Source organism: Streptococcus mitis (assembly GCF_003942865.1).
Classification (GTDB): Bacteria; Bacillota; Bacilli; order Lactobacillales; family Streptococcaceae; genus Streptococcus; species Streptococcus mitis_BI.
The window spans coordinates 156,451-178,960 of sequence record NZ_RJNZ01000002.1; the positions used below are offsets into that span (position 1 = coordinate 156,451).

Below are 22,510 nucleotides of genomic sequence, written 5' to 3' on the forward strand. Positions count from 1 at the left end.
GAGTGAATGGATTTCTATCCACAGTAGTTAGCGCTTATTATATAAAAGATATTGCCTAATGTCAATTTAAACTAAGATAGTTCTCTAGGAAACTTTTTTCTTGACATCTTTTCTGAAAATGATAAAATAGTTCTTATGAAAACTTATTTAGTTCTCAGGAGAACCAAATGCGATGGTTAGAAAGGAGTAAGTATGGATAAACCGATGTTGGTTTTAAAACGTTTTGGACACCAGGTACATCTGATGGTACAAAAGGAAGCCAAACGTTGTGGTATTGAATTTATGGGTGGACCTCAAGGACAAGTCCTGCGTTTTTTAGGTTGGCGTGAGCATGAACAAGAATTAACGCTCATCAAGGATATTGAACAAGAACTCAATATTAGCAAGTCTGTTGCTAGTAATTTGGTCAAGCGTATGGTGCAAAATGGTTTGGTGGAGTTGGAGGCGAGTCCTGTTGATAAGCGGGCTAAGTTTGTTCGTCTGACGGACAAATCGCGTTCTCAAGTGCAACAGGTCAAGGCCTTCTTTGAACGTATTGACAAGCAGTTGATAGAAGGTGTAGATGAAGATGAATTACTGATTTTTGAGAAAGTTCTTGCTCGACTACAAGCCAATGTAGAAAGAATAGGAGGGGAAGATGAAGAAACTTGCTAAGCGTATTACAGGAAAAGAATGGGGGATGATTTTACTAGCCATTCTCTTTACCTGCTTTTCAGTTTATCTAGAGTTGGAAGTGCCGACCTATATCTCTAAAATCACTGATTTACTAGGAACTCAGGGAACCAACTTGGATGAGTTATGGCAGCCGGCAAGCATGATGGTGGGAATGTCCTTTCTAGCCTTCTTATCCGCAGTTGCAGTTGGATTTTTTGCTTCCCGAGTGGCTGCTTCTTATACTAGTAGGCTGAGAAGTGATATTTTTAACCGAGTTTTGGATTACTCGCAGACAGAGATTAAGAAATTCTCTATTCCCAGTCTTTTAACTCGTACCACCAATGACATTACTCAAGTTCAAATGTTGATTACTATGGGCTTGCAAGTGGTAACACGTGGTCCAATTATGGCTATCTGGGCTATCGGGAAGATTCTAGGTCATTCAGAATACTGGCTCTGGGCCGTACTTGTAGCAGTGATTGTCAACGTCCTGATGACGACTGTTTTGATGACGCTGGCCTTTCCAAAACAGTCCTTGATTCAGGGGCTGACAGATAAACTGAACAGTATCACTCGTGAGAGTTTAACAGGTATTCGTGTCGTTCGTGCCTACAATGCTGAAGAATACCAAAATGAAAAATTTACAGCAGCAAATGATGAATTGACACGCTTGAATTTGTTTGTCAACCGTCTTATGGCTATTTTGAACCCTATCATGATGGGGATTTCAAGTGGTTTGAGTGTGGCGATTTACTGGATTGGGGCCTATGTGATTAACGACGCTGCTCCGATAGCGCGTCTGCCTCTCTTTAGTGATATGATTGTTTTCATGTCTTATGCCATGCAGGTTGTCATGGGCTTCCTTCTCATGGGAGCACTCTTCATCGTTCTTCCCCGAACTATGGTCTCTGCCAAGCGGATCAACCAGGTTTTAGATTTGCATTCTTCTATCCAAAACCCTGCTCAATTGCAGCTGGCTGATGAAAACCTCAAAGGTCAGGTCGAATTTAAGGATGTGACCTTCCGCTATGCGGCAAATTCGGAGGCAGTTATCGAGCATGTTAGTTTTAGAGCAGAAGCTGGTCAAACAGTGGCCTTTATTGGGTCAACTGGTTCTGGTAAGTCTACTCTAGTTAATCTGATTCCACGTTTCTACGACGTATCAGCAGGAGAAATTCTGGTGGACGGTGTCAATGTTCAAGACTATGCCTTAGAAGATTTGCGCAACAAGGTTGGTTATATTCCTCAGAAAGCGGTTCTCTTTTCAGGTGATGTCAAGTGCAATCTAGACTTTGGACACAGTCAAGAAACACCACTTAGTGAGCAATCTATGTGGCAAGCCTTGGAATTGGCCCAGTCTAAGAACTTTATCGAAGACAAGGAAGCTGGCTTAGAGTCAGAAGTGGCCCAAGGAGGAACCAACTTCTCAGGTGGTCAAAGACAGCGTCTGGCAATTGCGCGTGCCTTGGCTCGGAAGCCAGAAATCCTCATCTTTGATGACTCCTTCTCAGCCTTGGACTACAAGACAGACCGTGTCCTACGCCAAGATCTAGCAGAGAAAACCAAGTCTATGACCAAGCTTATCGTTGCACAGCGTATTTCAACGATTATGGATGCAGATTTGATTTTGGTCTTAGATCAAGGAAAAGTCGTGGGACAAGGCACCCACAAGGAACTTCTAGCTAATAACGAAGTTTACCAAGAAATTGCCTATTCACAACTATCGAAGGAGGAATTGGAACATGGAAAATAAGAAAATGTCTCTTTGGAAACAGAGCAAACCCTATCTTGCAGGCCTCCAGTTTGCCCTTTTGATAGCCTTTCTAGCAACAATCGTATCCAATATCATTACTGTATATGGTCCAACCCGCATCAAGGAAATGACTAATATTATTGCCAGTGGTCTGGAAACAAGTGTGGATGTCGCGGCGGTTGCAGATATTGGTGGTTTTTTGGCCGTGATTTATGTGATCGGACTTCTATCAAATTATTTGCAGGCCTTTCTGTTTACAACAACCATTCAACGTTTTTCAGAGCGTTTAAGAACAGCCATTGCAGAGAAAATTAATCGCCTACCATTGAGATATTTTGATGGACACTCTCAAGGAGATACCTTGTCTCGTGTAACCAATGACGTTGACACTGCAGCCCAGTCCCTCAATCAAAGTCTGGGAACAGTTCTTTCATCCACTTTACTGGTCGTGGCAGTCTTGATTACCATGTTTGGGATGAACTGGATTTTAGCCTTGGTGACGGTTGTGTCAACCCTTATTGGTTTTGCTTTCGTGTCTGTCTTTATGGGCAAATCACAGGGATTTTTTAAGAGTCAGCAACAGGATTTGGCAGCTGTAAATGGTTATGTGGAAGAAATGTACTCTGGCCATAATGTGGTGACCAGTTACAATGCCATCGAGAGTACGAAAGAAGAGTTTGCGAAATTAAACAATCGTCTGTATGATAGTATCTGGAAATCTCAATTTATTTCAGGGATTATGATGCCGATTATGATGTTTATTGGTAACTTTAGCTATGCCTTGGTGATTATCGTTGGTGCAGCCTTGGCTTTAAATGGACACATCAGTATCGGGATTATCGTTGCCTTTATGGCCTACGTTCGAATCTTTTCTCAGCCTCTTTCACAAATCGCCCAAGGGATTACTAGTCTTCAGCAGGCTAGTGCAGCCATGGGACGTGTCTTCGAATTCCTGGCTGAAGAGGAAATGGGAGACGAATCCCATAAAGAAAGACAATTGAGTGATATGAAAGGTCAAGTAGTCTTTGATCGAGTCTCCTTTGGTTATACACCAGAGCGAACCATTATTCATGACTTTTCTGCGACCGCTCATGCAGGTCAAAAGGTTGCCATTGTCGGACCGACCGGAGCTGGTAAGACAACTATTGTCAACCTTTTGATGAAGTTCTATGAGATTGATAAGGGAAGTATCCGTATCGATGGTGTAGATACCAAAGAGATGAAGCGTTCGGAAGTACACGATGCCTTTTCAATGGTCTTGCAGGACACATGGCTCTTTGAAGGTACTATTCGCGACAATCTTATCTATAACCAAGAGGGTATTAGTGATGAGCGCGTGATTGAAGCTAGCAAGGCTGTAGGGATTCACCACTTTATTATGACCCTACCAGATGGTTATGATACCGTCTTGGATGATACAGTGACTTTGTCTGTCGGGCAAAAACAACTCTTGACCATCGCTCGTGCTTTGCTGAAAGATGCACCGCTCTTGATTTTAGATGAGGCGACCTCTTCTGTTGATACTCGGACGGAAGAATTAATCCAGAAAGCCATGGACCGTTTGATGGAAGGTAGAACTTCCTTTGTCATCGCCCACCGCTTGTCAACCATCCGTAATGCTGATCTGATTCTGGTCATGAAAGATGGCAATATCATCGAGCAAGGAAATCATGATGAGCTGATGGCGCAAGCTGGTTTCTACGCTGACCTCTACAACAGTCAATTTACAGAAGACGAAGCAGAAGAATAAATCGAAAGAAGGCTTGACGGCCTTCTTTTTCTGCACTATACTAGAAGGCAAGTGCTTCCCTGCAAGCAATACTCTTCGAAAATCTCTTCAAACAGCGTCAGCTTCGCCTTGTCGTAGGTATGGTTACTGACTTTGTCAGTCCTATCCACAACCTCAAAGCAGTGCTTTGAGCAGTCTGCGGCTAGCTTCCTAGTTTGTTCTTGGATTTTCATTGAGTATAAAATTTGAGTAAGTGATGAGAAAATATATGAAAAATTATCAAGAATGGTATGACCACATTGCTGGTAACATTGGAAATAATCCCTTTCTTCTGAGCTTGTTAAGAACTTTCAATCGGTTCATGACAGTAGTTATGCCTATAGTTTATCTGACCTTGTTAACCACTATCTATTTCCGAGAAGGATTTGGGAAACAGGCCTTGATGTATGTGTTTATTCCTGCATCAGGTTTTGTGATTTTGTCCTTTCTTCGTAAGAAAATCAATGCCTCTAGGCCTTATGAGGAATGGAATATTAAACCCTTGCTTGACAGAGATAGTCCTGGTCAGTCTATGCCCAGCCGTCATGTCTTTTCAGCAACCATTATCTCCATGGCTTGCTTGCATGCTAGTCTAACTATGGGGATGATTTGTTTGACATTATCAGCCTTCCTAGGTCTAGTGAGAGTCTTAGGTGGAGTGCATTTTCCAAAGGATGTAGTGGTTGGCTATATTTGTGGTCTTGTGTGGGGTGTGCTTTTCTTTCTATTTTGACCTGTAAGTTAAGGTGATCCCACAACCACTTACGGGTCTAAAGTAACCACTTGCTTTTTTGCTCTTGTTTTCTTATTTTAGCTTTGATATAGTAGAGTCAGAAAGGAGATGGAATGAAGTTACGAATCGAAATTGACAGCAATTTAGAGGAAACTGAAATTGTCATCAAGGCAGCGGCTTTGACAGATGAGATTGCGGATTTACAGCGGCTTTTGCAAGAGTCCAAGTCTCCTAGGTTGATTTTTTACAAGGGAACAGGTGAATATTATCTGGACTTATCAGAAATTCTCTTCTTTGAGACGGAAGGTAGCAAGATTTATGCTCATACCCAGAAAGATGCCTACGAGGTTCGGCTTAAACTCTATGAGTTGGAGTCTATCCTGCCCCGTTATTTCAGTCGGGTATCCAAGTCGACTATTGCAAATATCCGTCAGGTTTACTCGGTGGACAAGTCCTTTTCAGGAACGGGCACCATTTCCTTTTATCAGACCCACAAGGAGGTTCATGTCTCACGGCATTACCAATCCCTCCTAAAAGAAAATCTAAGAAACATGAGGTAAGAACATGAAAAAGAAAGTATTTGGTATTGTGTTGCTTATTTTTGCAGCTTTAATATTATTACAAGGAAATTTTGGAATCCCTTCTTTGGGAGGGCAAATTTGGCCCTTGATTGGTATTGCTTTTTTTGCCTACCAATCAATTGGAGCTTTGTTGCGTCGCCACTTAACTTCAGCCTCTTTTACAGCTCTAGTAGCCTTAATGATTGCTAACCACTTTTATGGCATTTTACCAATTCCAAATCAGACACTAATCTGGGCAGGAGTTCTAATTGTTCTCGGAGTAAACATGCTGACTCATTCTAACAGAACTTGGAATGGGAAAAAATGGTGGTATGATGGTAAAAAGACCATTCTTATAGATAAGGAAGTTGCTTTTGGGACTGGGACTTTCTACAAGCAAAATCAAGAATTGGTAGACGACCAAGTAGAAGTTGGTTTTGGAAATGCCAAAATCTATTATGACAATGCAGAGATTTTAGGAGATAGCGCAACTCTGAAAGTGGAAGTCGGTTTTGGGAATGCAGTTATCTATGTTCCTAAACATTGGGGAGTTGATTTAAAGGTAGAAACTTTCTGTGGCGTAGCCAAGGCAGATACTCCTCTAGCGCCAACCAGCAAAACCTTGATTATCCGTGGAGATGTGGCCTTTGGGAAGTTGGGAATTGTCTACGTTAAATAAAAAAATCTTCCCTAAGTGTCTAGAGTTTTGGGAAAGTGAACAATTAAATATCATATAACCTGAGAGGGCGAGAAAATCGCTCTCTTTTTTCGTTGTAAAAATTAAAGAAAGGAGAAAAATGTCAGATAATCCAGAATTGATGGGATATATTTAGGGAAATAAATTATATACCTTGATTCGATAATTTATTTCATTGTCCCTTTAAAACAGATTTTCTCATTATCCATTATGATATAGCTGTGAATTAACACTAGCTTGTGACAAGAAAGGATTACCTATGAAACAACACCAAACAAAGGTCTCAAGGTTGACTAGAGACGTAATGATTTTAGATTTGATGAATACAATGGGATGGACTAAAAGCCGTGCTATTGCAGCTATTGAAGAGTTAGAACAAACTCATCTTGTCTATTTTCCTGAAGCTGGTGGCTTGAGATTACAAGTTGTAGGAGGCTACTAATGGCAGATATCACGATTGACCAACTAGCCACTCTAACTTTTTATCAAATTCCAGAAATATTTTTCACCCGTATTCAACACAACGAGAACGGCTATGTCAAATTGACTAGTTCTTACACGGGTCTCTCATCTGATGCTAAGTTAGCTTATGGCGCTCTTTATAATCGTTGTAAATTAAGTATCAGTTCATTCCAGAAGGGAAATAGAGATTACGTTGATGAAAATGGAGCGGTCTTTCTAATTTTTACAGTTTCTGACCTGATGCTACTATTGGACAAGGGAAAGATGAAAGTTACTAAGATCAAGAAAGAACTGCAAGAACATGGTCTCTTACGAGAAGTTAGGCAAGGACTCAATAAGCCAAATAGACTTTATCTTCAGCTAGTGGATGCTAATTTAGAAATAGTGGAGCACTATTCATCTGATGGTGAGTTACTGAAGAGGGTTAATGCTTTTGGTAAAGTTCTCTATGAAAAAGCACCCCAAAGCCTTGATAATAGCGAAAGTATCAAAAACGGACGTCCGCAAAATGGACTTCAAAACGTCCACGAACCGGACGGAATAAATACAGAGAGGAGTCAGACAGAATCCTCATACGATACTAATCGATACGAGGACGAGTCATCTTTATCTGACTTATCAATCTCTGAAGCATTCAAAATGGGGCAACATGGTTTTCTTTCTCCTCAACTAGTTCAGAAACTCAGTTTGTTTGGAAAAGATGCAAAAATTCTTGAAAATAAAATCTATCAATCAAAACGCCAAGTTGAGAAGAATTACAACAACCTCTTAGCTGATCAGGAAATTTATGGAGAGGTTTGGCTGCAGGATCTTGAACGTGAGCTTGATAAATTGATTTTCAAAATTAAAACAGGAGAGGCTGAAGGAAAACCAATCCAGAATGTTCCGGCATACTTCTACAAAATGATGATTCGTTTTTGGAAGATGGCTCTACTCATCGAAAAAGAACAGGGCTTCATGGAGGTATCAGGACAAAGTGAGTACGCTAGACAATACCCTGCTGGGTGTCATAGTCTGATTGCGTACTATTATCCAGATAAACTGTCGGAGACGAAACTGAATCAATATTTAGTCGAATTGTCGAAGAACACCGAAACTTGCTAAAAGAAAGAGAGTTGATTTCATGGGATTGTTTAATAACCAAGAGAGAATGAACAGAGGGCAAGCTATGAAAGCTACACCTTCCCAACCAGTTCAAGAGATTGAAATGATTGTAGAGTATTTTGATAAAACGGTAGAAAGTATTTCCGTCACTTCCAACTTGGAGGAACTAGAAAAATTGGTATCAAGTTCATTTGGAACAGGAGCGAGTATGAATTTTACATCAGCGACTCCACCGTTTTCTATCAATCCTAGATGGGTGAAGAAGATAACTTATCGGACAAAATAAGGAACAATATCAGGAGGATAGTAATGTTTAAACTAGTTACAATGGCTTTATTATTGATCTTAGCTTATGGAATAGGGCTTGTCATGCTGGAGCTGAAGAATGCTCCTCTGATGGATGATGAAACACTATCAAGTCCAAATAATGAAGGAGACAAGTAGATGTGAGGAAACAAACACAAAATCGTATCAGAGACTTACGAAAAAATGCCAGGTTGTCACAACAAGCCTTGGCTGATCAGATAGGGGTGTTTCGCAACACCATATCGAACTGGGAAACAGGATATAGTCAGATAAGTCTGGAGAATGCTAAAAATGTGGCAGAATATTTCGGGGTAACCATTGACTACCTGTTAGGGTCAGAATCGGACCAAATGTAGTCCAGTTAAATCCATTTTGACCGAGAAGTCATTAAACTACAGACCTTTGAAAACTGAATACAAGGCTTGCCCTGATACAGCGTGGCTATGGATAAAAAAGAAACGGGGGCGAGCAGCAAACTAGAAAAGGATATCTAGTCCAGCCACTGAACGAAAAAGCATGATAAAGATCATAAGCTGAAGGAGTAAGGGTTCCTAGACTATAAACCCAGCGCATGAAATACCGATGTAAAAATACGTTTTTACACAGCACGGCGTTATTTCGCCTTTCAACTTCAAGGAGAAATCTATGATAGATGAAACAACGGTCCGCTTAAGGGACTTAAAAAACTTAGGAAAACAAGGAGGTGCGACAGCTCGCTTAGAGGACGGAACAGACCTTATCCTGAAGCCAGACTATGCAGTCAAACAGGCTAGAGGATACGTAGACGGTGTTCTAAAGGATGTTGAATTTCATTTGCCTTATAAAAAGGTTTATGATCAAATTCGCACTATCAAAAAAGGAAGCCACATAGTGGCTAGGAAAGTCAGAAGTCCATCGGGAGTGGAACTTCGCTTGACAGGAAAAGGCTACCAGCCTAAGAATACTAAAAATTAGAAAAGGAAAAATCACAATGAACAAGAAACAAGTATTAGCTACACTCGCACTTTCAACTCTCGCGCTTTCACAAGCTGGTTATGTATCAGCAGACGAAATTGCACCAATTGATTCTTCTGCTCCAGCGACAGAAGTTGTTACGCCGACAGCACCAAGCGCTTCAACAGAAACAGAGGCTCCAGCAAATCAGTCAACAGAGCCTTCAGTTACTCCAGTTGATCCAACAGCTCCCTCAGACAAGGATAACGCAGGAAGCCTTGACGGAGTGCCAGCTGATAAACCAGCACCTTCAGATAAGGCGCAAGACAAGGATAATGCAGGTAGCCTCGATGGTGTTCCAACACCATCAGATAAACCACAAGACAAAGACAACGCAGGAAGTCTTGACGGAGTGCCAGCTGATAAACCAGCGCCTTCAGATAAGGCGCAAGATAAAGATAACGCAGGTAGCTTAGATGGTGTTCCAGATGAAAAGCCAAAAACTACTGATCAAGCGAATCAGAAAGGAAAGTCACAAATTGGGACAACATCTACATCAACTGGACAGGTTGTCCATGATGTAACTAAAGAGCCCGTTGAAACAAATACAGGTGCGTCTATTGTTAGCACCCAAAACGGAAACGTAGTCCTTTCAGATGGTTCTGTAGTGGCTCCAGAAGAAGTTGGTGGAACAGTTAACGAAGATAAGACTATCTCTGTTACTGATTCAGAAGGCAAACTCAAAACACTTCCAAACACTGGGACTGCAGAAAGCATTCTGGGTGCTATTGGAGCCATGTTGTTGACAGCAGTCAGCTACGTCTACAAGAAGAAAATGTTTTAAGGTGAAATGGAAAGGGAAACAATTAAATGACAGAAAAAACACAAGGACACGGATATTTCCGTAAGAAAAAATGGGCTAAAGGCCTAGTATCAGGAATTGCAGTTGCAGGTATTGTAGCCTTCTCTGCAGGTTCTGTATTGGCGGATGAAGCAGTACAGCCTGAAAGCAAAAACGACAACAACACATACGCTAAACAAGCTGGTAAGGCAACAGGAAGCCAGCCTGTAGCGATTGATAATAGTGCAGTCACAAAGGCTGCTTCAACTGCTAAACAAGCTGGAGTAGTTGTGTCTGAGACATCAAGCGTTGATAAGGGTACAGATACTACTTCATCAAATCTTGAGCAGTCTAAGGGTGAAATTAAACAAGACCAGGATAAGCAAATCAAGGCACTTGAAGAAACGACTGCAAAACAAGTCGAAAACAATACAGCCTTCAAGGAAGCGCAGGAAGCCATTCAAGCTAATAATAGCTTTGTGGCCACTGAAAAAGACAAGCACGAACAATCAACAACTGTCACAGTGACGAATGACGGTTCGACTGCCACAGATGGAACTGCTGACAAAAACAAGCAAGCTACTAAAACAGCTAAGAAAGTCTTAGAAGAAAACCAGCAAGCTGTCTCAACCTACCTGGGTGAAAAAGCTAAGTATGATGCTACTGTCAAACAAGCTACGATTTTGAATCAGGCTGTAGAAGCCGCTGCTACAGACTTGAAGAAACAGGACGTAACGGTTAATGTAGTGACACGTACAGTTTCTTCAGTCGCAGAAGTAGAAGCATTGAAGAAACAAAATGATCAGGCTATTGCGACTGCAAAAGGCAAAGTGGAGCTTAACAAAGCCCTGATGGCTGCCTACACAGAGAAGAAGAATGCTAGTGATCAAGTCAATCAAGATGCTGATCGTAAGTTAGCTGAATTGAAAAACACTGGTGTACTTCTCAATTCTAAAACCCAAGAAATTTCTTCAGCTGATGAAGCTAAGCAAATTGGGAAACAAAACCAAGCAGCTTATGATCAAGCTAAGCGAGCCCAATCTGAATGGCAGAAGAAGTACGATGAGCTTCGTGCTAAGACAAGCACGGAAGGCTACACTAAAGAAGTAGTCTTGCAAGCACTTAGCATTGCGACAGCAAATCCTGAAGCAACAGTGGAGTCCTCTGCTCCAGGAGCGCAGGTAACTACTAAAGATTACATTGCCTCATCAAATGGAACATCAGGCTATACTCGTGTTCTTGACTCGACTAAAGTCTTGAAATACAAGGATGTAGGCACTGGATGGAAAACAGAAGTTGACTACACAAATCTGAAAGGTTTGACTGTTTCAACTGCAGATGGTAAAAAGCATGATATTTCTCGTATCCATCGAAAATTTGAAATCCTTAATCAAGGAAAAACTGGCTTGAATGATGTCTACGTCTTGAATGATCCAACAGAAGGATTCGTAGTAGCTCGTAATGATGGAGCTGGTGGAGCTGCAGACTACATGAATTTCTTGGTTACGGATACCTACTACTACAACGTGGATGGGAAAGAAGTAGCGTTCAAAGCAAGTGAAAAGACACCTGCAACGTTGACGTATTCCTCACTAAACCATAATCTTATTGGTTGGGAAGGTGCGAAAGCCATTAACGGAACTCATGTTGAAATTAACGGCTCAACTGTAACATATAACAAGGATTATGGTTATGTTTACGCTGAAGAGTACAATCGTCAAGAAGATGTGGGGCATGTTTGGGATACATCTGACTCACCTTACCAATACAAGGGCGCTGCACTTGGTGTCTTTAAGGAAGGGACAGCCTTCACAACCGAATTTATTCAATGGGATGGACCAGATAATCCAAGTGGCCAAACCTATTGGTTCGCTTTGAATACAAAGGTTGTAACGCCAGTCGTTGAAGTTCCAGCTACTGCAACTATCACAAAAACAACCGTGAAGCCAGTTAAGACTGAACCTGTATCAGCTGAATTGGTTAAAGCGAAAAATCCAGTTAAGCCAACCTTGGCTCTTAAAACACTTTCTGATACGAAAAATCAGAAGTTATCAGTAAACTATCATGGCTATAAATTGCAGTATAAGCCAGTTGTCAGCAAATCTGTAGCAGATACAGATAAGACCAATACAAACGGTCAAACAGTTGCTAAAAACGCTACACAGCTCTACACATTGAATCATGACAATATCTATGCGAACCTGAAAAAAGGGGACAAGATTACCATAATTGATCCACTCGAAGCTGGAGCAGTTCCTGATGTAGCTGTCACAAAAGCAGCGGCAGAGAAAGCAGGGTGGACTGTTTCATATAATGCAGGAAAGAATACATATACCTTTACTGCTACCTATCAAGGAAAACGCCTAGAAGCTCCAGTGATTACCTGGAAGCCAATCTATGATAAAGGATTTTACGATAATACCTACAAGGTTTTAGTAAACGACTATGAAGTTTTCTCAAACCCTGTTACGAACTACACACCGAAACCACCAAAACCAGTCAAAGCTGTCCTGGATCGTTCTGGTAAGAATATAAACGGGGCGACAACATTTGATTGCAACGTGACTTTCCGATTGATGACAGATTACAGCCCTTACACCAAAACACTTGCTTCAACACAAGCGATTGGTAAGAAGTTTGCTATCCTGGATGATGTTCAAGACAATGCCTTCACAGTTGACCACAGCAAGATCAAGATGACTGCTGCAGGACAAGATGTGAAAAATCTCTTTGATATGTATCACGTCCTTTCAGACAAAGGTCGTACAGATGCAATCAATAAGATTCTGAAGGAATTGAACTTGAATCCTAAAGGTGAGTTTTATCTTTGGGTAGCAAAAGATTCCAAGAGTTTCTATCAAAACTACGTGAAACCAAATAAGAATGTTACTGTTGATCTCCCAGCTAAACTCCTGGTTAAAGCAGGGGAAATCGTGAAGAACGATTTTAAACAGATTGATTTTGGTAATAGTTATCAGTCAAATCTTGTAACAGTTGAGGTTCCTAACGTGAAACCCGAAAAGCATGCGCTTGATAGAACAGGTAAAAAGGTTCTTGATGGCAAAGAAGTTCAATTAGGCGACTATATCCAGTATTTTCTTAACGGTGTTACTGTTCCAGAAAAACATGATACGTTGTACCAATATGACGGTTTGGATAAACTCGATACGAAGCATGATCGCTATACTGGTAATTGGAAAGGTATCATCAAGGGTACAGAATATACAGCAGAAAAAGAGCTTGTGTTGCCTTATGACGTGACATTGAAAAATGGTAAGGTTATCAAAGCAGGGGATAAGATTGCCAAAGGTAGCACTTATGCCTTTACATTTGAGTTTAACCAAGGTACCAATTCAGAGTTCATCAAGAAACTTGTGACTGTTAAGTGGGATGCCAAAGGTGGTCAATGGTCTTACGTTATCAATCAAGACTTCCTTAACTCCCTAGGAGTTAAAGGTACCTTTGATGCTGACTTCTACATCGAGGTTGAGCGTATTGAAACTGGTGATAAGATTGAGAATACCTTCATCAATATTGTCAATAAACAAGAAATGACCGCTAAGGTTATTACTCGTACACCAGAACCACCTAAACCAAAACACCCAGAAAAACATGCGCTTGATAAAACAGGTCAGAAAGTTCTTGACGGTAAAGAAGTTCAAATGGGTGAATTGATTCAGTACCTTCTTGACGGTGCAACTGTTCCAGAAAGACACCATACGTTGTACCAATATGACGGTTTGGATAAACTCGATATGAAGCATGACCGTTATACAGGTAATTGGAAAGGTGTCATCAAGGGTACAGAATACACAGCAGAAAAAGACCTAACGTTGCCTTACGATGTTATCCTTAAGGATGGTAAGCTTATCAAAGCAGGTGATAAGATTGCCAAAGGTAGCACTTATGCCTTTACCTTTGAGTTCAACCAAGGCACAAATTCTGAGTTTATCAAGAAACTTGTGACTATTAAGTGGAACGAGAAAACAGGGGTATGGTCTTATGTTATCAATCAAGATTTCTTGAACTCTCTAGGAGTTAAAGGTACCTTTGATGCTGACTTCTACATCGAGGTTGAGCGTATCGCAGCTGGAGAAGTTGAGAATACTTTTGTCAATATTGTCAATGGACAGGAAATGATTGCGAAGGTAACAACCCGCACTCCAGAACCTCCAAAACCAGAGCCTAAAGAACCAGGCAAGCCACAACCGCAGCCATCACTTCCAAATACAGGAACAGCAGCAAGCATGCTTCCAGTTGTGGGAATGATTTTGGGATTGTTGAGTCTTGCAGGCCTTCGTAAGCATAAAAAATAGAACATCTAGAAATTCCCCCTCATCTATGGTATAATGAAGCCATAAAAAAGAGGGGGAAGAGAGATGAGAAAGGACACGAAAATGGATGCACATGTGACTAGAAGTGGATATAGATACTACACTCCAACTCAAAAAAAATCAGAAGTCACTAAGCCTGAAGAAGAGAAGAAGTGGAAAAAAGGCCTACGTTGGCTAGGGAAAGCCATCTGGTCAGGAATGAAGAATCTACCGAGTGTGATTGTGAGAGCTGCCGTTTTGATGGTTGCGACTCCACTCATGTTTCTCCTCTTTATCTTTAATCTGATTAAGAGCTTGATTGCGACAGCAATTGGTTGGTTTGTGTTTAAGGTAGTAGTTGCGTTTCTTGTTCTGTGTTATTGGGCATTTCTAACAAAAGAAGGAACTGCTCCAGCAAGTGTTGAACTTTGGTTTAAAGATTGGACAATGCCAGAAGGTGTTCCAATCTATCACTGGTGGGAAACGACCATTATCGTTGTCTTAGCTGTAATTACAGCCCTCTCTCTAACCTTTCGTCCAGAGGATGAAAAATAGTATTAAATAAACAAAGTAGGTACTAGGAATCTTTCTTAGTACCTTTTTTATAAAAAGAAAGTGAGAAAAAAGAATGGATGCAGTTGTAGATTTTGTTAACAAAATTGGAGATATCGGTGGAATTATCGGTCTTGGTTGGGCGGCTTGGGGTGCCTGGGATTTAGTAATCGGAATCAGACGGGAATTGGATGATAAAAAGGATAAAGGACTTCAGAGTATCATATTGGGCGCAATTATTGGTGCTGTTTTAAAAGCTCTCTTTACAGCTTTGGCTTCAGGTCTTCAATCTCTTGGTTAGGATTAGAAAAAGAAGGAGGTGGTTTTATGGACCAATCCACACTTGATCAACTAACCATGAGTCTGAAAGACTATAATGAGACAGCTTATCAGCTGATGGAGACAGTTTCAGGTTCGATGGAGAAGGTAGCAATTTTGCTTCTTCTCCTTTTTATGGGGATCAACCTCATGAATTGGCACCAACAACTTAAAAGCAATGGTGGGGAGCTGTCTTTTCAGCTTTGGATTGAAGAAATTCTCAAGTATGCCATCGCCCTATTTTTTATCCTATATGTGGATGCAATTTTTGATGCTTTATCTTGGTTGTTTAACGTTGTAATTAAGTCAGTGGCTAGAGCAAGTATTAGTCCGTATGAAACTGAGTTACCGGATTTAAAAGGAGTCAATGCTATAGCTAAAGCTATGCTCCAGTTTATTTATTGGGTTGTTGATTTTGTCGGTCAAATATCGACTAAGTTGTTGATCTTGTTGCGCTCCTTTACGCTTTACACGTATAAGGGAATTGCTAAAATTATTGTCGCTTGTTATATGGTGGATAGCTTACGTCCAATCTGCTTCGGCTTCTTTAAGCTCTATATTGCTGCTATTCTTCAGGGATTGATTCTAGTAGTTATTATCATGCTTTACCCAGCCATTGTCACGAATGATATCTTAACCGTTGATAAGACTGGAGCCTGGACAAGTGCTTTAGTTGCGATAGCTAAAGGAATCATTTACATCATTATGCTATTTGGTAGCCAACGCATGGCCAAGAATATCATGCAGGTGAACTAGATTATGGTATAATGAAGAGAGAATGCTGAAGGAGAGATGGTATGGCTGTTTCAAAGTTTTATGCAGTATGGCGAAAAGAATCCGGAGAAGAAGAGATTGTGAATGCCTTTCAAGCACTAGCTTTAAAGGGGCGAGCACAAATTATCACGACGCCGAAAGAACAGGCGACTCTTTTTGATTTGGAAACGGGTCTCAAGGTTAATCCAAGAAGTAGCCAGAAAAAAGATGGTCGCTATGTAGGTCAACCATACTTTAGTTACTATCCAGGTGAAGAGAGCCCGTTAAAGGGGTTAGAAAGTAGCTTTGAATATTCCTCTGAGCTGAATGCTTTTATCGAGGCTTTTAAGACTATTGAGAAATTTCAGATTGAATATGACAATCATACGGCTTATATTTTTCCTAAAGCTATTTCTCTGATGAAACGGATCGTATTTGAAGATGAAGACTTTGTTATTCTAAAGCTCTTGATTGATATTGATGAGACTTATCCTTATTCTGAATACTACCGTTTAAATGGTCAACTAGGTATCGAATTTTATAAAACGAGAAGACCAGAACCTGTTAAACGGATAAAATTAGCTAAAGAAGGTATTCCCTTGTTTGAAGCCAAGGCTCATTTCCCTAAGTCTACTAAGATTTATGTACCTGAAGAATTTACTTCACCAGAACAGGTTAAAAGTGTTGCTGATAGAGTGAGAAAAGTTTATCAGGAAACAAACTATAAACTGTATGGGAATTTTGATAAATACCACATAGAAGCATTTGTCTTTTTAGATGATAATGAAAGGAAGTACAAAATTTTGAAAACTTATGAGGAACAGTGTCAGGAACTCCTGACAGAAATTGAGCGATTAAGGCTATCCTATATTGAAAAATCAGGAAAAGTTGATCAACTTGATAAAAACATCGAGGAAGTGAAAATACGCTTGAGAAAGTATCGCGAAAAGGAAGAGTATTACAAGAAGTTAGAAAAGGATAATCAAAAACTAGAAGAAGATAAACGAAAATTGAAGCAGGAAAAAGGAGAGATTCTCACTGAAAATCAACGTCTAGCCAATGAATCGCAACATTTACTTAAACTGAAAAATGAAGCAGAAGAGAAGATAGAGTATTTACAAAAACGATCGTTCTGGCAAAGACTTTTCAATAAATAAAAATAGTAGGTAATGAAACAGTTCTAAAGAAGAGCTGTTTTTTTGATGAAAGGAGAGCCACATGAATTTAGAACAATTGAAGCAGGAGCGAGATGAGCTGATTAAAGATAATGAGTTTATGGATAATTTAATTAAAGAGAAGGAAGAAAAACTATGGGAAGTGAAAGTGAGAACGATTGTAGCTTCTGAGCTAGCGAGATCGGCATTGGAATCTGCTTTACGTTCTGCAGGAATTGTAGATACCTTTTACGGCCCAGATAATGGAAAGAAAGGAACAGAATGACACGTTTAGGCAGTGAATTTTTAAAGGCTTTAGATAGCTACGAAAGGCCAGTTTTAGGGTATATGACACTGAGACAGTTAGTGCTGCTATTTGGTATCGCATTGACAGTAGTTGTCACTACTATTCTCTATTGGCTGAAGGCACCTGATATAATCCTTTATGGCGTTGATATTTTATTATTAGCGCCTTTTGTTATTTTCGGGTGTTATTTTGATGAAAAAATTAAAGATGAGGTTCGTTTCCTTTTGACTAAGCAGGAACGCTCTTATCAGACAGATTATGACAGAAAGGAATATACAAGAAATGAATTTATTAGGCCGAAAGAAAACCCCGAAACTCTCTAAGGAAGAACGGGAACGGGCCAAACGTCTAAGACGTACCATGACGGCATCTACACAGAATAGTCTTAATTATCAATGGTTGATGCCTGATGGGCTCATGAAAATTACTAATGATCAATTTTCAAAAACCTATCGCCTAGGTGATACAAGCTATATTACTGCAACAGATGATGAGCGAATTGATATCATTGAAACAAACGCTGATATTTTTAATTCGCTGGACATTGACAATGATATGCAGCTATTGATCCTGAATCGTAGGGTAGAAAGCAATAGCTTATCTTCTATTCGCTATGATTTGGTTGGAGATGGATATGACGATTATCGTAAAGAATACAATGCGATGATCAATGATCGTTTTTCTCAGAAACAAAATACCTTTAAGGTGGAAAAATATCTGACGATTACAACCCAAACAGACCAGGATCATCAAGCTAGAAGAATCCTCGATGATACAGCCAGCGTTATTGAAAGTCAATACAGTGGCTTAGGAATCTCCTTTAAGGAGTTAGAGGGATTAGATCGTCTTCTTATCTTCCGAAAACTCTTGAGGCGAGAAGGTTTTATTGATTTTAACTATGAAGACATCGCTATTTCTGGATTATCCACCAGAGACTTTGTAGCTCCAAACTATCTGAAGTTTGAAAAAGATCATATGAAAATTGATGATTGTTTCGCAAGGGTGATGTATGTTAGAAAATATCCTACCTTCTTGAATGACAAACTGATTAAGAATATCCTGGATACAGGAATTGAACTGGCTATCAGTCTGCATGCGAAGCCCTGTGATACTGCAGATGCTCTGAAGGAAATCAAGACAGTCAAGTCAAGTGTACGCAGGGAAATGATCAAAAGTCAGAAGACTGCCGCAAAAGAAGGCTATGGAAGTGACTTGGCCGTTGGTGGGAAGGCTGTGGAGACATCTCGTGAAGCTGAGAAATGGACTGAGGAACTCCAGGACAATGACCAAAAAAAGTTTTCCGGTGTGATGACGATTTTCTTCATGGCTGATAGTCTGGAAGAGTTGAATATCTACACAGAGCAGGTTCAACGATCTGTCCGTAAAAACACAGTAGAACTGGATAAGTGTTACTTGTATCAGGAAGAATCCTTGAATACGATTCTACCGATTGGGATTCCATTTATCAATGTAAAACGCCGTTTTATGAGAGATATGACTACTAGCAACCTGGCCACACAAGTTCCATTTACCAACGTAGATCTTCGATCTAGCAGCCCACGTGCAATTTATTATGGTCAGAATCAGCTATCTAAGAACGCTATCACAGTTGACCGTAAAAAAGACTTGAATACAGGTTCAGGTTGTATCTTTGGGACTTCAGGATCAGGAAAGTCTGTTCTTGCTAAAGGTGGAGAGATAATTCCTACAAATCTACGTTACCCTGAAGATAATATTATTATCGTCGATCCTGAAGATGAATACAGTGATATTGGCCGAGAATTAGGTGCTGAAATCATCACAATCGCTCCAGGGTCACAACATCACTTCAACTTATTGGATCTTCCTGATAAGGATAAACTGCAGGCAGAAGATAGTGATCCGATTGGCCAAAAATCAAACCTCTTATCAACCCTGTTTGAGAATATATTATCTGAAGTATCAGACGATGAATTTGCGATGATTGACCGTGTGACGAAAAAAACCTATGATGAATTTGAAAAACCAACCTTTAAGGATTGGCAAGCCGTTTTGGAACGTCAACCTGAAGCCGTTGCTAAGGATCTGGCGCTGAAAGCAGAACCTTATACTGTTGGATCAAATGATATCTTTGCACACCCTACAAACGTCAATATGAATAGTCGCTTTATTATCTTCAATCTCAAGCAGTTGAGTGGTAAATTGAAGCCATTTGCCCTCCTGGTGATTCAGGACTTTATCTGGAATCAGGTAGTCAATAATCAAGGAAAAACTATTACATGGTTGTACTTTGATGAGTTGCAGCTATACTTCAAAAATAAACTGCAAGCAACCTTCTTTACAGAACTATACTCACGTATTCGTAAGTACGGGGCTATTCCAACAGGGATCACACAGAACCCAGAGACGGTTTTATCTACAGAAGAAGGTAGAAAGCTAGTCGCAAACTGTGAGTTTTTAGCTCTCCTGAAGCTGAAGCGGACAGACCTAGAAGCCCTGGAGCAGGTTATTCCTCTTACGCCTTCACTGGAGCGATTTGTCTTGCGCCCAAAAGCGAAAGGTACTGGTTTGATCGTGGCTGGGGATACGATTGTCCCATTTGAAAATCCTATCCCTAAAGATACCAAACTGTATCAATTGGTTGCGACAGATAGTTAAAAAAATAGAAAGAGAGGTGATTTCTTTTGTTTGAAAGTGATCCCAATCAATTAAAACAGGAGCGTAAGCGGAGAATCAAAGAAGGATCCTCCCTCAATGCTGAAAAAAAGCCTAAAGAAGCACGTTTAGACTCAAAAGTTGTGTTTAAGGAAGCTAAGAAAAATTATCGTTTAGCTGTAAAAGATTATAATCTACACAAAGGACCTCAAGCAACAGCGAGAGGTCTTTTCTTTAAGCAACAGCTTGATCGAGCAAAGTTGGAAAAACAAATTGCAACAACGCTCTATAAACGAGCTAAAAAAGCTGATGACAGCTATATTCCCAATCGTATAAAGAGACGAACAAAACAAAGCGCTCGAATGAAAGCGAGACACGACGTTGAGAAGACAGTCAGAGATAATGAGATTCTTGGAGACTGGGTTCAGACGAGGCAAAACATTCGTCAATTTAAGTACCAGGTAAACGCCTCTAAAAGAGCGTTAAATGCTGTAGGAAATCTGTCTAAGTACTCAATCAAGCATAGTTACAGTAGGGCAAATAAGACCTATAATTTTATCAGAGGGCGAGGGTATACTCGAACACCTAGAGAGTTCTCCTGGGAAGGAAAACTCAGCAAAAAGATGAAACAGGCTAGAAATCGTCTAGCTCGTTCAAAATTTGGGAAGGTATCAAGAGGTACAGGGAAGGTTTTGAAAGTTGCGACAAAGCCTCTACGTTCCATCTTATCCAATCCATTAGCGGTTAAGTCCTATTTCTTGATGTTCCTCATCTTTGCTGTTCTAGGGATATTTATGGCCATATTTGGAGGCGGTGGTCCTGTCCAACAAAATGAATTTGACCTGAATAAGTCCTGGCTTCAGATCAGTAAACGAGATCGAGAGAAGTCCAATGATAAGGTCGACTATTGGACAAACATCGATGACATGATCTTTTTCATGAACTTTCGCTACGGCAGTGAGTGGAAACCAGAAAGTAACTGGAATGAGGGAACTGGTGGAGAATGGGCTGGGACATTAGGTTTCAATCACTATTCGGATGCCTTGAATGATCTTTGGAATCATTTGAATGATGATCCTCATAATTTGAAAAAGATGGCTGATTTATATGGCTCCTCGTCAGACCTCAAGTGGGCTAAGTTGAGTGATAGCGAGTTAGAAGAGTATAAAGAGCTAGAGGAGTTGACTAAAGAGGTTGGTCGATACCCCTCTTATCAAGAATTAGCTAACCCCTTTTACCAGGAGGATGACCCTTCTTATCAAGCTCCTCTAGTTATCCTGAAGCGGTTTGGTTATACCTCTAAGAGTGAAATCTATGAGAAAACACAACTAAAAGCTTCAACAGGGCAAGCTATAAGAGCTCCTCTTGAGGGTAAAGTCAGTGTGACAGATGATACGACTGTATCCATCAAAACAGATAAAGCCATCTTTACTTATGAAGATGTAGGAAATATCCGTGTTTCTGATGGTGATCAGGTCAAAGCTGGAGACGAGGTTGGGAAGGTAACGGCAAATGGTTACCAGGTCATTCAGTATCAAAAATTGGAGGAAAAAGAGACAAAGGATAAGAAAGAAAAGTGGACATCAGTCAATCCAGGCTTTTACTTTCAATCTGTCACGTATAATCAGACAACCTCAGTCATTACTACACTTGATGGTGATCTAGGACAAAAGTCACGAGCGATAAAAGACTTCCTGAAGCAAAAGGTCCCAGGGCTAACAGATAATGGTTTGGCAGCCATGCTTGGGAACTTTGCAACTGAAAGTAATATCAATCCTAAACGTGCTGAAGGAGATTATCTTAGCCCGCCAGTAGGGGCTGATTCTTCTTCCTGGGATGATGAGTCCTGGTTAGCTATAAGTGGGCCCACTATCTATGACGGTAGGTATCCAAATATTCTTCATCGTGGTTTAGGGTTAGGTCAGTGGACAGATACAGCGGATGGTTCCACCAGGCATACTTTATTATTGAATTATGCAAAATCCAAAGATAAAAAGTGGTACGATTTAGAGCTGCAGTTGGATTTCATGCTGGAGGGAGACACTCCTTACTATATCACTGAACTGACCTCAATTCTAACCAGCACAGAAGATGTAGAGACACTTACAGAGCGTTTCCTGGTTAATTGGGAAGGGAACTCTGGAGACAAGGTCTTAGAGCGCCAGAATAATGCTAAACAGATCCACGCTTTTCTTACTCAACAAGTTCGAGGAGGTGGAGCGTTAGCATCCTCTTGGGATTTCCCTGAAGAGTATCAATCAAAAGTAGATCACCCTCCAACACAGGCTTCTATGACTACACAACAAGGAAGTGGCTACCCAGTTGGTCAATGTACTTGGTATGCGTATAATCGTTTAGTCGAACTAGGAACGATTACAGACTTATCAGGAGCTTATGGTTATCTTGGCAATGGTCAGGATTGGGTGGCAAGCCTGGTCGCAAAAGGATGGCGATATAGTACGTCGCCAACGAAAGGGGCTGTTGTATCAGTTCTAGGTGGATTTGGTGGGACACCAGGTGAGTACGGCCATGTTGCGATTGTGGAAGCTGTGAACCCAGACGGTTCATTCCTCGTTTCGGAATGTAATATCCAAGGTGTACAGGATAAGGTCCATTTTTCTGTCCTCTATCCAGCTTACTACTATACATTTGCGACACCGAATTAAAA

22 protein-coding genes are annotated in these 22,510 nt (G+C 40.6%); all 22 read left to right on the top strand.

All coding sequences use genetic code 11. The features are described from left to right. Positions 1-192 precede the first annotated feature (192 nt). Positions 193-654, top strand: a complete 462-nt coding sequence (locus D8845_RS02730; protein WP_125452375.1) for a MarR family winged helix-turn-helix transcriptional regulator — start codon at positions 193-195, stop codon at positions 652-654. Further along, positions 638-2,407: an ABC transporter ATP-binding protein gene (locus tag D8845_RS02735; RefSeq protein ID WP_125452376.1), complete on the top strand. Its 1,770-nt coding sequence runs from the start codon at positions 638-640 to the stop codon at positions 2,405-2,407. The genes D8845_RS02730 and D8845_RS02735 overlap by 17 nt, the downstream gene beginning before the upstream one ends. Then, positions 2,397-4,157: an ABC transporter ATP-binding protein gene (locus D8845_RS02740; RefSeq protein WP_125452377.1), complete on the top strand. Its 1,761-nt coding sequence runs from the start codon at positions 2,397-2,399 to the stop codon at positions 4,155-4,157. The genes D8845_RS02735 and D8845_RS02740 overlap by 11 nt, the downstream gene beginning before the upstream one ends. Positions 4,158-4,404: 247 nt before the next feature. After that, positions 4,405-4,908 (top strand): phosphatase PAP2 family protein, encoded by a 504-nt coding sequence (locus D8845_RS02745; RefSeq protein ID WP_185757345.1) that lies wholly within the window; start codon positions 4,405-4,407, stop codon positions 4,906-4,908. 113 nt (positions 4,909-5,021) lie between these two features. Then, on the top strand, positions 5,022-5,468 hold the full coding sequence (locus tag D8845_RS02750) for a LytTR family DNA-binding domain-containing protein (RefSeq protein ID WP_000776607.1): 447 nt from the start codon (positions 5,022-5,024) through the stop codon (positions 5,466-5,468). A 4-nt stretch (positions 5,469-5,472) separates the two neighbouring features. Next, entirely contained in the window at positions 5,473-6,147 is a 675-nt protein-coding gene (locus D8845_RS02755) for a LiaF transmembrane domain-containing protein (protein ID WP_125452379.1), read from the top strand. A 277-nt stretch (positions 6,148-6,424) separates the two neighbouring features. After that, positions 6,425-6,607, top strand: coding sequence for a hypothetical protein (locus tag D8845_RS02760; protein WP_009729741.1), 183 nt, complete (start codon positions 6,425-6,427; stop codon positions 6,605-6,607). Next, entirely contained in the window at positions 6,607-7,731 is a 1,125-nt protein-coding gene (locus D8845_RS02765) for a replication initiator protein A (protein ID WP_125452380.1), read from the top strand. The genes D8845_RS02760 and D8845_RS02765 overlap by 1 nt, the downstream gene beginning before the upstream one ends. A 19-nt stretch (positions 7,732-7,750) precedes the next feature. Then, complete coding sequence (locus D8845_RS02770) at positions 7,751-8,017, top strand: thiopurine S-methyltransferase (RefSeq protein WP_125452381.1); 267 nt, start codon at positions 7,751-7,753, stop codon at positions 8,015-8,017. Positions 8,018-8,040: 23 nt separating this feature from the next. Then, a complete protein-coding gene (locus D8845_RS10425) occupies positions 8,041-8,175 on the top strand; it encodes a hypothetical protein (RefSeq protein ID WP_260467928.1) in 135 nt (44 codons plus the stop codon). 2 nt (positions 8,176-8,177) lie between these two features. Further along, positions 8,178-8,393 carry a helix-turn-helix transcriptional regulator gene (locus tag D8845_RS02775; protein ID WP_125452382.1) on the top strand — a complete coding sequence of 72 codons (216 nt, stop codon included), beginning with the start codon at positions 8,178-8,180 and terminating at the stop codon, positions 8,391-8,393. Between the two features lie 289 nt (positions 8,394-8,682). Then, positions 8,683-8,991: a hypothetical protein gene (locus tag D8845_RS02780; RefSeq protein ID WP_009729747.1), complete on the top strand. Its 309-nt coding sequence runs from the start codon at positions 8,683-8,685 to the stop codon at positions 8,989-8,991. A gap of 16 nt (positions 8,992-9,007) precedes the next feature. Continuing rightward, complete coding sequence (locus D8845_RS02785) at positions 9,008-9,814, top strand: LPXTG cell wall anchor domain-containing protein (RefSeq protein WP_125452383.1); 807 nt, start codon at positions 9,008-9,010, stop codon at positions 9,812-9,814. A gap of 26 nt (positions 9,815-9,840) precedes the next feature. Then, complete coding sequence (locus D8845_RS02790; protein WP_125452384.1) at positions 9,841-14,127, top strand: SspB-related isopeptide-forming adhesin; 4,287 nt, start codon at positions 9,841-9,843, stop codon at positions 14,125-14,127. A 63-nt stretch (positions 14,128-14,190) separates the two neighbouring features. After that, complete coding sequence (locus D8845_RS02795) at positions 14,191-14,679, top strand: hypothetical protein (protein ID WP_125452385.1); 489 nt, start codon at positions 14,191-14,193, stop codon at positions 14,677-14,679. 73 nt (positions 14,680-14,752) lie between these two features. Then, positions 14,753-14,977 carry a hypothetical protein gene (locus tag D8845_RS02800; protein ID WP_125452386.1) on the top strand — a complete coding sequence of 75 codons (225 nt, stop codon included), beginning with the start codon at positions 14,753-14,755 and terminating at the stop codon, positions 14,975-14,977. A 26-nt stretch (positions 14,978-15,003) separates the two neighbouring features. After that, on the top strand, positions 15,004-15,750 hold the full coding sequence (locus D8845_RS02805) for a hypothetical protein (protein ID WP_125452387.1): 747 nt from the start codon (positions 15,004-15,006) through the stop codon (positions 15,748-15,750). Between the two features lie 41 nt (positions 15,751-15,791). Further along, positions 15,792-16,904 carry a hypothetical protein gene (locus D8845_RS02810; protein ID WP_125452388.1) on the top strand — a complete coding sequence of 371 codons (1,113 nt, stop codon included), beginning with the start codon at positions 15,792-15,794 and terminating at the stop codon, positions 16,902-16,904. A 61-nt stretch (positions 16,905-16,965) separates the two neighbouring features. Further along, positions 16,966-17,187: a hypothetical protein gene (locus D8845_RS02815; protein ID WP_125452389.1), complete on the top strand. Its 222-nt coding sequence runs from the start codon at positions 16,966-16,968 to the stop codon at positions 17,185-17,187. Next, on the top strand, positions 17,184-17,531 hold the full coding sequence (locus D8845_RS02820) for a PrgI family protein (protein WP_125452390.1): 348 nt from the start codon (positions 17,184-17,186) through the stop codon (positions 17,529-17,531). The genes D8845_RS02815 and D8845_RS02820 overlap by 4 nt, the downstream gene beginning before the upstream one ends. Beyond that, positions 17,491-19,845, top strand: coding sequence for a VirB4-like conjugal transfer ATPase, CD1110 family (locus tag D8845_RS02825; protein WP_125452391.1), 2,355 nt, complete (start codon positions 17,491-17,493; stop codon positions 19,843-19,845). Before D8845_RS02820 ends, D8845_RS02825 begins: the two co-directional genes overlap by 41 nt. 26 nt (positions 19,846-19,871) lie before the next feature. Then, a complete protein-coding gene (locus tag D8845_RS02830; protein ID WP_125452392.1) occupies positions 19,872-22,508 on the top strand; it encodes a phage tail tip lysozyme in 2,637 nt (878 codons plus the stop codon). Positions 22,509-22,510: the final 2 nt, after the last annotated feature.